We start from the raw sequence: 14617 nt of genomic DNA on the forward strand, positions 1-14617 counted from the left end.
AGTGACGAAGGCAAAATCTGCGGTGCGGTAGGGCACCGTGATTTCAGGGCTGCCGCTTCGTTTCCCCTCATCCGCCCCTGGACCAAGTCCAGGGCGGGCTCTTCGGGCACGAGAAGGAGACCGGCGAACTTCCGGGGCTTATGCTGCCCACCACGGGCACGCACCGCGCCCGCCATTCCCGGGGACCGCCCATGCCTTCGCTTCCGCACATCGACCTCAACTGGCTTGCGGTGATCGCCGCCGCCGTGTCCGCCTTCGTCCTGGGCGGCATCTGGTACGGGCCGCTGTTCAAGCGTGCGTGGTGCCGGGAGGCCGGCATCGATCCCGACTCTGCGCCTTCGCATCCGGCACGCATCTTCGCCGTCGCGTTCGTGTGCAGCCTGCTGGCGGCGCTGATCTTCGGCGCGTCACTGCCGCCCGGCTTCACGGCCGTGCAAGGCTTCGGGCTGGGTTTCGTCACCGGCCTGTTCTTCGTGGCGATGAGCTTCGGCATCAACTACGCCTTCGCCCAGCGCAGCCTGAAGCTGTGGATGATCGACGCCGGCTACCACATCGTGCAGTTCAGCCTGTACGGGCTGATCCTGGGCGCGTGGCGCTGAGGGCACCGCGATGACCGCGCCGCTGGTCTGGTACTTCGATTTCATCTCGCCGTTCTCGTACCTGCAGTGGCAGCGCCTGAAGCCGCTGCTGCGCGAACGCGAGAACGCCGGCGAGCCGCCGGTGCGGCTGGTGCCGATCGTCTTCGCCGCGGTGCTGGACGCGTGCGGGCAGAAGGGCCCGGCGGAGATCCCCGGCAAACGCGAGTTCACCTACCGGCACGTGCTGTGGCTGGCGCGGCAGGCCGGCGTGCCGCTGCGCTTTCCGCCGACGCATCCGTTCAACCCGCTGGCCGCGCTGCGCCTGAGCATCGCCGCCGGCGATACGCCCGAGGCCGTGGATTCGGTCTTCGATTGGCTGTGGAACCACGGCCGCGCCGGCGACAGCGTCGAGGCACTGGTGCCGCTGATGGCCGCGCTTGACGTCCCCGCCGACGCGCTGGAAGCCGACGCCACCAAGGCCGCGCTGCGCGCCAACACCGACGCCGCGATCGCCGCCGGCGTCTACGGCGTGCCGACGCTCTCCATCGGCGGCGAGCTGTTCTGGGGCAACGACGCCTTCGACTTCGCCCTGGCCGCATTGCACGACCCGGCCGTTCTGCAGGACGAGGAAATGCGCCGGTTGAGCGAACTCCCGGTGGGATTGCAGCGCCGACGCTGACGCGCAGCGTCATGCGGCGCCGCCGCACGGACATCCGTCTCGAACAGGTTATGCTGGCCGTCACACTTCGAAAGCCAGCGCTTTTTCCGGGAGGGGAACCATGCGCATCGGACTCGTCGTCGATTCCGCCTGCGACCTGCCTTTGCAGTATCTCGAACAGCACGAGGTCACCGTGCTGCCGATCACCGTGCGCATTGGCGAAGCCGTCCTCGCCGATCACCGCGACGAGCAAGCCACGCTCGAATTCCTGCATGCGCACGTCGCCGAACGCGGCCACGAAGCGCAGACCATGCCGTACACGGTCCAGCAGATCCAGGACCTGTTCCTGCAGCGGCTGGTGATCGACTACGACTACGTCTTCTGCATGACGATCACCAAGACGCGCAGTCCGATCTTCGACAACGCACAGCAGGCGAGTTTCGCGATCCTCAACGACTACAAGCCCGTGCGCGCCGCGGCCGGCAACGCGACGCCGTTCGCGTTGCGCGTGATCGACACGCAGAACCTGTTCGCCGCGCAGGGCATCACGGCAGTGGAGGCGATCCGCCTGCGCTCCGCGGGCGAAGGCGCGCCGAAGATCCGCGCGCGCCTGGAGCACCTGGCGTTGCACACGCAGGGCTACATGGTGCCGCCGGATCTGTACTACCTGCGCAACCGCGCGCGCGCCAAGGGCGACCGCAGCGTCGGCTTCCTCAGCGCCGCGCTGGGCAGCGCGCTGGACATCAAGCCGATCCTGCACGCCAACCGCGGCGAAACCGGCCCGGTGGCGAAGATCAAGGGCTTCGAGCCGGCGGTGCAGAAGTTGTTCGAGCATGCCGCGCATCGCGTGGAGCGCAACGAACTGCTCACCCCGACGATGTGCCTGAGCTACGGCGGCGAGCTGGAAGGCCTGCGCGTGCTGCCCGGCTACGAACGCCTGCGCGATGCGTGCGCGTCGAACAACGTCGAGTTGTTCGAAAGCGTGATGAGCCTGACCGGCATGGTCAACGTCGGCAAGGGTGCGGTGGTGGTGGGCTTCGCGGCAGAAGGACAGAAGTTCACGGGGTGATGTTCGCCGGTGACGGCCAGCGTTCACGCGACCCACGGCGGGCGGCACCTACACTCGGGTGAAACACCCAGGAGTTCCGAGATGGCCGCCCGTTACTACATCCGACTTCCCGATGCGAAGCGTGCACGCGGCGCCGATCCGTCGCTGTCGTTCACCGCGGTCAGTGCCGAAGGCTTCGCCGAACAGCTCGAAGCCGCGTTGCGCGAACCTTCGCTGTTCGAACGGTGGAAGGCGAAGCAGGACGATCCGGATGCGGTCGAACCCTCACTGGGCGCCACCGATCCCAACGCGGTCGTGCGCGGCGAACAGGACGATCTGCACATCGACCTGGTCGCGACCACCGGCCTGCCCGGCGAGCTGCTGCGCCAGCGCCTGCGCTGGCTGGCGGGGAGTGCGTGGGAACTGCGGGATGTGACGTCGGCGTAGGGATTCGGGATTCGGGATTCGGGATTCGGGATTCGGGATTCGGGATTCGGGATTCGGGATTCGGGATTCGGGATTCGGGATTCGGGATTCGGGATTCGGGATTCGGCGACAGCATTTCAGATCCGTCATCCCGGCGAAGGCCGGGATCCAGGCCCGCAGCGCACGGGCACCCCCATCACGGCGAACCATCGGATCGTCATCCCCGCGAAGGCGGGGATGACAGCTGCAAGGCGCTGCCCGCAATCAGCCCTTCAACGCCGCCGCATGATGCGCGACGTGCTCGCCGATGAAGCTGGCGATGAAGTAATAGCTGTGGTCGTAACCGGCCCGCAGGCGCAGATCGATGGGATGGTCCGCTGCCTCGCAGGCTTCGCTCAGGCGCTGCGGTTGCAGCTGCGTGGCGAGGAATTCGTCGGCCTCGCCCTGATCGACCAGCAGCGGCAGTCGTTCGGATGCATGGGCGACCAGCTCCGTCGCATCCCACTGCGTCCACGCCTGGCGATCCTCGCCCAGGTACGCGGCGAACGCCTTCTGCCCCCATGGCACCTGGCTCGGCGCGACGATCGGCGAGAACGCCGACACGCTGCGGTAACGCCCCGGGTTCTTCAGCGCGACGACCAGCGCACCGTGCCCGCCCATCGAATGCCCGCTGATGGCGCGCGCCTTCGTCGCCGGAAACTGCGCTTCGATCAGGTCGGGAAGCTCGCGCGATACGTAGTCGAACATGCGGTAATGCTTCGACCACGGCGCCTGCGTCGCGTTGACGTAGAAGCCGGCGCCGATGCCCAGGTCATAGCCTTCCGCATCCGCCACGCCGGGGCCGCGCGGACTCGTGTCGGGCGCGACCAGGATCACGCCGTGCTCGGCCGCGTAGCGCTGCGCGCCGGCCTTGGTGATGAAGTTCTGCTCGGTGCAGGTGAGCCCGCTGAGCCAGTACAGCACCGGGCACGAGCGCTGCTCCGCCTGCGGTGGCAGGTAGACGCCGAAGCTCGTCTCGCAGTCGAGCGTGGACGAAGCGTGCCGGTAAACGTGCTGCCAGCCGCCGAAGCAGGCGCGGTGTTCGATGCGTTGCATGGGTGATGTCCGGGATTGGAGATGCGGGATTCGGGATTCGATGTGGGGGGCGGGACGGACGAGGGCGTGCCTTTGCCAATCCCGAATCCCGAATCACGAATCCCGGCTTTCGTAATGGATCACCGAACGGATCGACTTGCCCTCATGCATCAGATCGAAGGCTTCGTTGATGTGCTCCAGCCCCATCGTGTGCGTGACGAACGGCGCCAGCTGGATGTCGCCGCGCATCGCGTCCTCGACCATGCCCGGCAACTGGCTGCGGCCCTTAACGCCGCCGAAGGCCGTGCCCATCCACTTGCGGCCGGTGACCAGCTGGAACGGACGCGTGCTGATCTCCTGCCCCGCGCCGGCCACGCCGATGATCACCGACTGCCCCCAGCCGCGATGCGCGCATTCCAGCGCCGCGCGCATCACGTTGACGTTGCCGATGCATTCGAAGGAGTGGTCCACGCCCCAGCCGGTCATCTCCACGATCACCTGCTGGATGGGCTTGTCGTGATCCTTCGGGTTGACGCAATCGGTGGCGCCCATCTGTTGCGCGAGTTCGAACTTTCCGGGATTGGTGTCTACCGCGATGATGCGGCCGGCCTTCGCCTGCCGCGCGCCCTGGATCACCGCCAGGCCGATGCCGCCCAGGCCGAACACCGCCACCGAATCGCCTTCCTGCACCTTCGCCGTGTTGTGCACCGCGCCGATGCCGGTGGTGACGCCGCAGCCGAGCAGGCAGACGTGTTCGGGATTGGCTTCGGGGTTGATCTTCGCCAGCGAGACTTCGGCGACGACCGTGTATTCGCTGAAGGTCGAGCAGCCCATGTAGTGGTACAGCGGCTGGCCGTTGTAGGAGAAGCGCGAGGTGCCGTCGGGCATCACGCCCTTGCCCTGCGTGGCGCGCACCGACGTGCACAGGTTGGTCTTGCCCGACTTGCAGAACAGGCACTGCCCGCACTCGGCGGTGTAGAGCGGAATGACGTGGTCGCCCGGCTTGACGCTGGTGACGCCCTCGCCCACCTCCACCACGACGCCCGCGCCTTCGTGCCCGAGCACCACCGGGAACAGCCCTTCCGGATCGTCGCCGCTGAGGGTGAATGCATCGGTGTGGCACACGCCGGTGTGGGTGATCTTCACCAGCACTTCGCCGGCCTTGGGCGGTGCGACGTCGATCTCGACGATCTGCAAGGGCTCGCCTGCGGCGAAGGCGACGGCGGCACGGGATTTCATGGCGACTCCTGGAAGGGGGAAATGCGGTGTGGGGCGATGGCGGGCGCCATCACTTCAGATAGGAACGGACCAGACCCGCCAGCTCCGTCACGCGCGCGGAACGCTGCTGCGCCGACGTGGCGATCTGACCGAACTCCTCGCGGATGTGCGCCTGAAGGACTTCGGACATCAGCCCGTTGACGGCGCCGCGGATCGCGGCGATCTGCTGCAGCACGGCACCGCAATCGGCACCGGCTTCCAGCGCGCGCTCCAGCGCATCGGCCTGGCCCTTGATCCGCCGGATACGGGCCTGCACGCGCTTTTTTTCTTCAGGCGAATGGGGCACGGTCGGTCCGGCGGATGGGTACTGGGGTGGAGTATAGACAAACGAGCATGTCGGACGGACGACAGGCATCCCTCCCCATGCGCGGGCAGGCCGGTCAGCGCGCCTGGATGTGGATGCCGCGCACCTTTCTCAGGGCATCTGCTGCGCCATCGCGGCCGGCGGGAACTGCGCGAACATGCGGTCCACGCTCAGCTGCATCGCGTTGGTCTGCGCGATCGGCGAGTCGGGTACGGTGCCCATGGCGATGCCGCGCCACAGCGGCCGCTGGGTCTGCGCATCGAACATGTCGAGCACGAGGGTCCCGTAGGTGTAGTCGCGCACGGTGGTGGTGGTGTTGAAGCCGCCCCACGCACCCCAGCCCGGGCCCCAGCAGCAACCGCCCCAGCCCCAGCCGCCCCACATCGGGCCGTTGTTCCAGGTGTCCACGCGCATGCGCCGCTCGGTGACGATGGTGCCGGCGAGGGTGACCTGCGCGTTGGTCGACTGCGTCCAGCCGCGCTCGCGCAACTTGGCGTCGACGGCGGCGACAAGGCGCTGCGAATGCAACGGCGAGAAGCCTTCCGGCCGCTGCGTCCAGCGATAGGTCTGGTACTGGCCGAAGTTCACGCCCGGGTCGTAGTCGGTGAAGACGGCCGGCGTGGTCGCGCAACCGCCGAACAGAGCGGCGGTGCAGAGGATCGTAAGGGCGAGTTTCATGGCCGACTCCCACGGTGACGGCGAGCTTGAAGATACGCCCGAAGGGTGTCGGGAAGCGTGAAGCGTTGCGAGGTTTGCTGAATGGTTCAGGTGGGGCCGGGGGTGGTGCGGTGCCTGTGCGGTTCGGTGCGGTTTGAGTTGCGGGTGCGGGTGCTTTTTCCCTTCTCCCCTCGCGGCGACCGAAGGGAGTGCAGGGCTGAGAAGGTGGCACGAAGCGCCGGAAGCGGGGCGCGCGAAGCGCGTGCTCTTACAGCGGCCGCACCCCTCTCCCTGGCTCGCTTCGCGAGCCTGTCCCTCTCCCGCAAGGGGAGAGGGCGTTCTGCGTGCCAGGCCACGCGGCAGTGCTCGCTGCGATCAGTGCATGGCTGCCATCCATGGCGACCCGGCACCGGCTCCGGATCGCCCGGTCCGGCCATCCGTGGCCGGCCGTTCGGCAGGCCACGCGGCAGTGCTCGCTGCGATCAGTGCATGGCTGCCATCCATGGCGAACCGGCACCGGCTCCGGATCGCCCGGTCCGGCCATCCGTGGCCGGCCGTTCGGCAGGCCACGCGGCAGTGCTCGCTGCGATCAGTGCATGGCTGCCATCCATGGCGAACCGGCACCGGCTCCGGATCGCCCGGTCCGGCCATCCCTGGCCGGCCGTTCGGCAGGCCACGCGGCAGTGCTCGCTGCGATCAGTGCATGGCTGCCATCCATGGCGAACCGGCACCGGCTCCGGGTCGCCCGGTCCGGCCATCCCTGGCCGGCCGTTCGGCAGGCCACGCGGCAGTGCTCACTGCGATAAGTGCATGGCTGCCATCCATGGCGAACCGGCACCGGCTCCGGATCGCCCGGTCCGGCCATCCGTGGCCGGCCGTTCGGCAGGCCACGCGGCAGTGCCGCGTAAGCGGCCTGCCTCACCCCGTGTTCTGTATCCCTGCCGAGATGCCGTTCACCGTAGCCACCAGCGCCTGGTACAGCGCATCGTCCGGCCGGCCGGCTTCGCGCCAGCGGGCCAGCAGGTCCACCTGCAACACGCTGATCGGGTCGACGTACGGATTTCGCAGGCGGATCGACTGGCGCAGCCGGTAGTCGCCGGCCAGCAGCTCGTCGCTGCCCTTGATCGCCAGCACCGCCGCGCGCGTGCGTTCGAACTCGGCCGCGATGCCGGGGTGGAAGCGCTCGTGCAGTTCGCCCGCCAGGCGCGAGTACTGCTCGAAAATGCCCGGGTCGGACTTGGCCAGCATCATCTCCAGGTCGTCGATGAGCGTGCCGAAGAAGGGCCAGTCACGCGCCATCTCGGTCAGCGTGTCGCGGCCGTGCGTGTCCAGCGCCTTCGTCAACGCGGTGCCGACGCCGTACCACGCGGTCAGCCCGGCGCGGTTCTGCGACCACGCGAACACCCACGGAATCGCGCGCAGCGATCCCACGTCGCCGCTGCCGGCACGCTTGCTCGGACGCGAGCCGATGCGCAGGCGCTCGATCACGTCGATCGGCGTCGCCGCGCGGAAATAAGCCGGGAACTCCGGGTTCTCGTGCACCAGCGCGCGGTAGTGCGCGCGCGCGTCGCGGGCCAGTTCGCCCGCGATCGCACGCCAGGTCTCCTCGCGCGGCTCCGGCGGACGCGGTCGCAGCGTCGCACGCAACACCGCGCCGGTGGCCTGTTCGAGATTGCGCAGCGCGATCGCGCGGATGCCGTACTTGCGGTGGATCACCTCGCCTTGCTCGGTCAGGCGCAGGTAGCCGTCCACCGAACCGCGCGGCGCGGCGATCACCGCGCGCTCGGTCTTGCCGCCACCGCGGCTGATCGAACCGCCGCGGCCGTGGAAGAAGGCGATGCGCACGCCGCTCTCGCGCGCCAGTTCGGTCAGCGCGATCTGCGTGCGCTGCAGCGCCCAGCGCGAGGCGAGCATGCCGCCGTCCTTCGCACTGTCGGAGTAGCCCAGCATCACCACCTGGCGGTTGCCGCGCGCCGCCAGGTGCCGGCGGTACACGGGATCGGCGAACAGCGCGTGCAGCGTGTCGCTGGCAGCGTCGAGGTCGTCCACGGTTTCGAACAGCGGTGCCACGTCCAGCGGCACGCGGCCTTCGCTGTCGATGCAACCGGCCACGCGCGCCAGCGCGAGCACGGCCAGCGCGTCGGCCGCGCTGCGGCTCATGCTGACGATGTAGGGCCCGAACGCGTGCGCGCCGTAGCGCGGGCGCAGGCGTGCGACGGCGCGGAACACATCCAGCGTCGGCCGCGCGGTGCCGTTGCCGACGCCTCGCACCGGTTCGCTGCCGTCGAGCAGGTGATGCAGCCGCTGCGCCCGCTCCTCGCGCGTGCGCGATTCCCACTGCGCATCGCCCAGCACTTCGGCGAGCGCGGCGTCGTGCGTGGCCGAATCCTGGCGCAGGTCCAGGCTGGCCAGATGGAAGCCGAAGCACTCCGCGCGCCGGCGCAGGCGCCGCACCGCATGCCCACCGGCGTGTTCGCCCTGGTGCGTGCGCAGGCTGTCCTCGATCATCCGGATGTCGGCCAGGAAGGCGGCGGCGTCGGGATAACCGTTGACGTGGTCCTCCGTCGTCGCGCGCAGGCGCGCGGCGATCAATGCCAGCAGGTTGCGATACGGCATGTCGGCGTGGCGCGGCTTCAGCGCGGCGGCGGCCTTGGGCAGCAGGTAGCGGTATTCCTCGATGCGCGCGAGCACCGTCTCCGCCACGCCGATGCGTCCCAGCGACTGACTCAACAGCTCGCCCAGCGCCGCGACTTCCTGTCGATATGCCCCCAGCACCAGCGAACGCTGCCCGGCGAGCGAAGCGGCGATGGTGTCCGCGCCGACGTTCGGATTGCCGTCCATGTCGCCGCCGACCCAGGTGCCGAAGCCGACCACGGCGGGCATCGCGACGTGCTCGCCGTACGTCTCGCGCAGCGCGTCCTCGAACAGCTCGTAAAACACCGGCAGCACGCGGTACAGCACGTCGGACAGGTAGAAGCCCACGTGTTCGAACTCGTCGGCGACGCTGGGCTTCACCGGCGGCGTTTCGGCGGTCTGCCAGCTGGCGGTGAGCGCCAGGCGCATGCGTTCCAGGTCGGCGCGGTGTTCGTACGGTGTGCGCGTGCGGTCGATGTCGTCGATCAGGCAGGTGACGATCTGCCGTTCCTTTTCCAGCAGCGCGCGACGCACGGCTTCGGTCGGATGCGCGGTGAACACCGGCTCGATCCGCAATCGCTGCAGCAGCGCGACCACTTCCTCCAGGCTCACGCCCTGCGCGGCCAGCGTGGCGAGCACATCGCGCAGGCCGCCCGGCTGGCGGCTCGCGCCCTGGCGTTCGTAATCGCGGCGGCGGCGGATGCGGTGCACGCGCTCGGCGACGTTCACCGCTTGGAAGTAAGTGGCGAAGGCGCGCACCAGGTCGCCGGCGTGTTCGAGTTCGACGCCCGCCAGCGCCTGTGCGAGTTCGCCCACCGGCGCGTTCGACTCGCGACGGCGGATCGCGGCGCGGCGCAGTGTCTCGACCTCGGCGAGGAACTGCGGGCCACGCTGCTCGGCAAGGATGTCGCCGACGAGCGCGCCCACGGTTTTCACGTCTTCGCGCAGGAGGGCGTCGTGCGGAGCGAAATCGACGACGCGCAGCGGTTCTTCGGCGGACTCGGCGGCAGGCACGGGTTGTCGGGTCATCCCGCGAGCCTACCGCACTGCAACATGGGGTGGCGCGACGGTTTCAGGCGCAACGAAGCGACGCCCCGGGGGCCGCGAGCCGCCCGTCGGTGCGTCCGGCATCCGCCGCCGCGGCCATACTCCTGACCGCCCCCTGCCGCTGGCCGCGTTGTTTTTCCTGATGCCCCTTTCGAGCCGGAGCGTTCCACCATGGCGCCACTGCACCGCCTTCTCGGTCTTGCCGTACTGAGCCTGTCACTGGCCGCGTGCCACGCGCCCGCGCGCCAGGACGCCGCACAGGAGACCGCGCCGCCCCTGTTCGACACCTTCGGCGACCTGCACCGCGACATCGGCACGCGCGTGCCAGAGGCGCAGCGCTACTTCGACCAGGGCCTGCGCCTGGCCTACGGCTTCAACCACGAAGCCGCCGCGCGCGCCTTCGCCGAAGCCGAACGGCTCGACCCCAAATGCGCGATGTGCGCCTGGGGCCAGGCGCTGGTGCTGGGACCCAACATCAACCTGCCGATGTCGCCCGACCTGGCCGCCGACGCGACCACGCTCGCGCTGCGCGCGCAGCATCTTTCGGCCAACGCGAAGCCCGCCGACCAGGCGCTGATCACCGCGCTCACCAAGCGCTACATCACGCCCGCGCCGACCGACCGCGCACCGCTCGACCAGGCCTATGCGCAGGCGATGGGCGAAGCGCACCAGCAGTTCCCCGACGACGACGACATCGCCGCGCTGTACGCCGAATCGCTGATGGACCTCACGCCGTGGGCGTACTGGAACGCGCAGGGCCAGCCGACGCAGTACACCGACGCGATCGTCGGCACGCTGGAGACGGTGCTCAAGCGCAACCCGCGCCACATCGGCGCGGCGCACTACTACATCCATGCCGTGGAAGCCTCGAATCAGCCCGAACGCGCCGAGCCCTACGCCGACCGCCTCGCCGCGCTCGCGCCCGGTTCGGGACACCTGGTGCACATGCCCGCGCACGTCTACATCCGCGTGGGCCGCTACCACGACGCGACGCTGAGCAACCTCGCCGCGAGCACCGCCGACAAGGCCTTCCTCGCGGTCTGTCGCGGCAGCAACGGCGCCTATCCGCTGGGCTACGTGCCGCACAACTGGCATTTCGCGGCGATGACCGCGGCGCTGCACGGTTCGCGCACGCTGGCGATCGAAGCGGCCGACCAGACCGCGCAGCGCGTGGACCCGCAGCAGCTGGAGGCGATGGCCTTCATGCAGCAGTTCCTCGTCGCGCCGCTGTTCGCGCGGGTGCGTTTCGGCGAGTGGGACGCGATCCTCGCGCAGGCCGAGCCGCCGTCGCAGGTGGCCTTCCCGCGCGCGATCTGGCACTTCGCCCGCGGCATGGCGTTCGTGCGCACCGACAAGCCGGAGCAGGCGCGCAAGGAACTGAAGGCGCTGCAGGCCATCGCCAAGGACCCGGCGATGGAGAAGGTGGTGCTGTTCGACATCAACCGCGCCGACCGCGTGCTGGATGTCGCGCAGAACATGCTGGCGGGCGAACTCGCGCTGTCGACCCGGCAGACCAAGGCGGGCCTGGACTACCTGCGCAAGGCGGTGGCCGCCGAAGACCTGCTCAACTACAACGAACCGCCCGACTGGCCGTTGCCGGTGCGTCCGTACCTGGGCGCGGCGCTGCTGGACGCGGGCCGTGCGAAGGAAGCCGTCGCCGTGTACGAGGAAGACCTCAAGCGCTTCCCGGAAAACGGCTGGTCGCTCCATGGCCTGGCGCAGGCGCAGAAGAAGCTCAAGCAGAAGGACGCCGCGGCGGACAGCGAACGCCGCCAGGCGGCCGCGTGGCAGTGGGCCGATGTGAAGCTGGTGGCGTCGCGGTTCTGATCGCCGGCTCGCGCCTCCCCTCTGCCCGACGAGCGTAGAGGGGACAGGGGGCACCGGGGCACGGGAGTGCGCCGGCCCCATCGCTTCTTGTGAGCCGGCGTTCGAAGGGGCCCTTGCTCCGGAAGCCGTCATCCCCGCGAAGGCGGGGATGACAGCCTGGACCGTCCCCCGCCCCTGTCCTGCCCCCCGGCCCATTCTTGTCAGCCCTGACACAAACCGGCATCGGCCGACAACATCGGCTGGTCAGGATCAGTACGAGTCGTGGACCCATGTGTCCCGTTGCCGCTGTCCGGCGATCCCCCGGCGGCGGCATTTTCTTTTCCGGGCCCGCCCCGAGGCGGTTGACACAACCGGCCCGCCGCCTGCCTACACTCCGCAACGCCCTTTCGTCGTTGGTGGCATGGATCTGCAGTCGCTCCTCCTGGTCGTCGACGACGACCCCGATCTCCGCCGGCTCATTTCCGGCTTCCTGACCGAACACGGCTACCGCGTGGAAACGGCCGAAGACGCCGCACAGATGCGCCGCGTGCTGGACGAGCAACGCCCCGACCTGGTGATCCTGGACGTGATGATGCCCGGCGAGGACGGCCTCAGCGCCGCGCGCCGGCTGACCTCCGAACGCGGGCCGGCGCTGATCATGCTCAGCGCGCTGGGCACCGACACCGATCGCATCATCGGCCTGGAGATCGGCGCGGACGACTACCTGGCCAAGCCCTGCAACCCGCGCGAGCTGCTCGCCCGCGTGCGCGCCGTGCTGCGCCGCCGGCAACTGGCGGCCGATGCGGCCAGCGGCCATCGCTACGAGTTCGCCGGCTGGCATCTGGACGTGGTGCGTCGCGCCCTGCGCGATCCCAACGGCACCTACATCAACCTGTCCGACGGGGAGTTCTCGCTGCTGCACGCCTTCGTCGAGCACCCGCAACGCGTGCTCAGCCGCGACCAGTTGCTTGACTGCGCGCGCGGCCGCGACAGTGAGGTGTTCGACCGCGCGATCGACAGCCAGATCAGCCGCCTGCGCCGCAAGATCAACGAACGCGGCCACAGCGAACTCATCCGCACCGTGCGCAACGAGGGTTACATGCTGCTGCCGGCGGTGACACGCCTGTGAACTGGCAAGGGCTTCCGATCTTCGCGCGCACCTTCCTGCTGCTGCTGGCGGCACTGGCGGTGGCGTACGGCATCGGCATCGCCCTGCTCGCATTGCGCGAACCGCCGCCGGCGGTGCGCATGTCGGAAGTGGTCGCGCTGCTGTCTTCGCGCATGCCTTCAGGCAATCCGCTGCTGCAGGTGCGCGAGGTCGATGCGCCGCCGCAGGTCGAATCCGGCTACCTCAGTCCGCCGCCGCTGCGCACGCTGCTGGCGCAGTGGCTGGAGGTGCCCGAGGACCGCGTGCGCTTCTACATCGCCGGTCCGAACATGCTGCCGCCGTTCCGGCGCATCGTCGTGACACCGACGGTACCGTTGACCGGCGGCGACATGCTCGACCTGATGATTCCCCGCGCGACCGCGCAGACGCTCGACCGCCCCGCACCGCCCGGCGCGCACGCGCTGCCGCGCGACACGCGTCGCGCCACGCCGGATGCGCCGCTGCACATCCGGTATCGCGATCGGCCGGATTTCACCGCCGACCGGATTCGTGCCCGTCGCGAGGAACGTCGCCGTGTCGCCACCGCGACGACGGCGGTCGCCACGGTGGCGACGTCGTCCAGCGCCGCCGAAAGTCCGCCACCGACGGCCTCCGCGCCGATCGCCAGCGAAAGCCTCGAGCCCTACCCCACGCGCACGCCGGATCCGTCCACCGCGTACCTGCGCCAGTACATGCCGCCCTACGTGCACGTGTCGCCCGCCCACCCGGAGGCGCCCGCGCCATCGCCTGCGACGACCGCGACGGCACCGGCACCGGTGGCGGCCACACCTGCGCCGGTGCGCGATGATCCGGAGGCCCTCGTGGTGCGCGTGGGCGAACCGGAGATGCTCACCGGCCCGGCCCTGCGCGAGCGTCCCTGGCGCGCCGACTCGCACCTGTCGTTCGCCTTCGTCGCCGCCGCGCGCCTGGCCGACGGCCGCTGGCGGGTGGTCGAACGCGTGGAGTCCGGCGTCGGGATCGGCCGCGCGTTCGCGCTGATGTTCGCGATGGGCCTGATCGCACTGCTGCCGTTGGCGTGGTGGTTCTCCCGCGCGCTGGCCGGCCCGATCCGCCGCTTCGCCGCCGCCGCCGACCACATGGGCCAGGATGCCGACGGGCCGCCGGTGCCGTTGGAAGGCCCGGCGGAAATCGTCCGTGCGGCCGCGTCGTTCAACGCAATGCAGGCGCGCATCAACCGCCTGGTGCGCGAGCGCACGCAGATGGTGGCGGCGATCGCGCACGACCTGCGCACGCCGCTGGCGCGGCTGTCGTTCCGTCTCGACGGCCTGCCGGCCGACGCACGCGAGAAGGCGACGGCGGACATCGCCGAGATGTCGCAGATGATCGAAGCGGCGCTGGAGTTCATCCGCGAACAGCACCGCAACGGCACGCGCGAACGCCTCGACCTGCGCCTGCTGGTGGAGAGCGTGGTGGACGACCTGGCCGACGTGGGCAACGCGGTCGCGCTCACCGACGGCGCCCCGGCGCCGCTGCGCGGCGACCCGCTTGCGCTGCGGCGCATGGTCGGCAACCTGGTGGACAACGCGCTCAAGTACGGCCAGAGCGCGCGCCTGTCGCTGCACACCGACGCCGAAGGCTATGCGCTGCACATCGACGACGACGGCCCCGGCGTGGATGCGAACCGCAGCGAGCAGCTGTTCATGCCCTTCGTGCGCGGCGAGACTTCGCGCAACCGCGAAACCGGCGGCATCGGACTGGGCCTGGCCACCGCGCGCAGCATCGCGCTCGCGCACGGCGGCGACATCCATCTGATCAACCGCAGCGAAGGCGGCCTGCGCGTGACGGTGACGCTGCCGTGCGCGGTGCGTTCGCCGCGGAGTGCGTCGCGGGTGGCGGTGGGGTGAGGTCGTGCTGCAGCAGCCTGACCGTGTGTTGCGGTGGACGTGCTGCTCTCCCACACACCGTCATCCCGGCGAAGGCCGGGATCCAGGCTGTCACC

Annotated in this window: 12 protein-coding genes; 7 read left to right on the forward strand and 5 right to left on the reverse strand. The window is 69.6% G+C overall.

What is annotated here, in order from left to right:
* The first annotated feature begins 191 nt into the window (after positions 1 to 191).
* The 4 genes from AAFF32_RS01445 (at position 192) to AAFF32_RS01460 (ending at position 2731) form a co-directional block, all read left to right on the forward strand.
* On the forward strand, positions 192 to 599 hold the full coding sequence (locus AAFF32_RS01445) for a DUF1761 domain-containing protein (protein WP_216965593.1): 408 nt from the start codon (positions 192 to 194) through the stop codon (positions 597 to 599).
* A gap of 10 nt (positions 600 to 609) precedes the next feature.
* Positions 610 to 1257 (forward strand): 2-hydroxychromene-2-carboxylate isomerase, encoded by a 648-nt coding sequence (locus AAFF32_RS01450; RefSeq protein WP_216965591.1) that lies wholly within the window; start codon positions 610 to 612, stop codon positions 1255 to 1257.
* A 100-nt stretch (positions 1258 to 1357) separates the two neighbouring features.
* On the forward strand, positions 1358 to 2305 hold the full coding sequence (locus AAFF32_RS01455) for a DegV family protein (protein ID WP_342316242.1): 948 nt from the start codon (positions 1358 to 1360) through the stop codon (positions 2303 to 2305).
* 81 nt (positions 2306 to 2386) lie between these two features.
* Entirely contained in the window at positions 2387 to 2731 is a 345-nt protein-coding gene (locus AAFF32_RS01460) for a hypothetical protein (protein WP_342316243.1), read from the forward strand.
* Between the two features lie 243 nt (positions 2732 to 2974).
* On the opposite strand, the gene fghA is transcribed toward AAFF32_RS01460, so the two are convergent.
* The 5 genes from fghA to ppc all read right to left on the reverse strand — a co-directional run bounded on the left by fghA (position 2975) and on the right by ppc (position 9686).
* Positions 2975 to 3805, reverse strand: coding sequence for an S-formylglutathione hydrolase (gene fghA, locus AAFF32_RS01465; protein WP_342316244.1), 831 nt, complete (start codon positions 3803 to 3805; stop codon positions 2975 to 2977).
* 93 nt (positions 3806 to 3898) lie between these two features.
* Positions 3899 to 5023 (reverse strand): S-(hydroxymethyl)glutathione dehydrogenase/class III alcohol dehydrogenase, encoded by a 1125-nt coding sequence (locus AAFF32_RS01470; RefSeq protein WP_216965583.1) that lies wholly within the window; start codon positions 5021 to 5023, stop codon positions 3899 to 3901.
* 49 nt (positions 5024 to 5072) lie between these two features.
* Positions 5073 to 5348, reverse strand: a complete 276-nt coding sequence (frmR, locus tag AAFF32_RS01475) for a formaldehyde-responsive transcriptional repressor FrmR (protein WP_216965581.1) — start codon at positions 5346 to 5348, stop codon at positions 5073 to 5075.
* Positions 5349 to 5477: 129 nt separating this feature from the next.
* Complete coding sequence (locus AAFF32_RS01480) at positions 5478 to 6044, reverse strand: DUF4136 domain-containing protein (RefSeq protein WP_216965579.1); 567 nt, start codon at positions 6042 to 6044, stop codon at positions 5478 to 5480.
* An 897-nt stretch (positions 6045 to 6941) separates the two neighbouring features.
* Complete coding sequence (ppc, locus tag AAFF32_RS01485) at positions 6942 to 9686, reverse strand: phosphoenolpyruvate carboxylase (protein WP_342316245.1); 2745 nt, start codon at positions 9684 to 9686, stop codon at positions 6942 to 6944.
* A gap of 189 nt (positions 9687 to 9875) precedes the next feature.
* On the opposite strand from ppc, the gene AAFF32_RS01490 reads away from it, so the two are divergent.
* From AAFF32_RS01490 to AAFF32_RS01500, 3 genes are all read left to right on the forward strand, one after another.
* Positions 9876 to 11531 carry a hypothetical protein gene (locus tag AAFF32_RS01490; protein ID WP_216965575.1) on the forward strand — a complete coding sequence of 552 codons (1656 nt, stop codon included), beginning with the start codon at positions 9876 to 9878 and terminating at the stop codon, positions 11529 to 11531.
* 400 nt (positions 11532 to 11931) lie between these two features.
* The gene (locus AAFF32_RS01495; protein WP_216965573.1) at positions 11932 to 12639 is read left to right on the forward strand and encodes a response regulator; all 708 of its coding nucleotides are present in this window, start codon (positions 11932 to 11934) and stop codon (positions 12637 to 12639) included.
* Positions 12636 to 14522, forward strand: a complete 1887-nt coding sequence (locus AAFF32_RS01500) for an ATP-binding protein (RefSeq protein WP_342316246.1) — start codon at positions 12636 to 12638, stop codon at positions 14520 to 14522. The genes AAFF32_RS01495 and AAFF32_RS01500 overlap by 4 nt, the downstream gene beginning before the upstream one ends.
* Positions 14523 to 14617 lie beyond the last annotated feature (95 nt).

The organism is Lysobacter sp. FW306-1B-D06B (assembly GCF_038446665.1).
In the GTDB taxonomy this organism is placed as follows: domain Bacteria; phylum Pseudomonadota; class Gammaproteobacteria; order Xanthomonadales; family Xanthomonadaceae; genus Lysobacter_J.